Genomic DNA, 227 nt, shown 5'->3' on the forward strand with positions numbered 1-227 from the left:
AAAGTAGAAGCTAATGCCAATAGATATACATTTGTGTGGAAGAAAAGTATTCAAAATCACGAATCGAAATTGAACGAAAATTCAAAAGCATTATATCGTGACTTAGTTGAAGAAAAAATAATACCAGAGATAAAAGAAGATGGAGATAGCGATTTAACAATAGAAGAAATAGATTTAATTGGTAGTCATTTAGATAAAGAAATCGAAGATTTAAATCATTCTATTGA

General features: G+C 27.3%; 1 pseudogene. It reads left to right on the plus strand.

Features of this window, described 5'->3' with window-relative positions:
- A pseudogene (locus IDG65_RS14700) lies at positions 1 to 227 on the plus strand (IS5/IS1182 family transposase); the annotation flags it as partial.

The organism is Staphylococcus sp. EG-SA-17 (genome assembly GCF_017151845.1).
Classification (GTDB): domain Bacteria; phylum Bacillota; class Bacilli; order Staphylococcales; family Staphylococcaceae; genus Staphylococcus; species Staphylococcus aureus.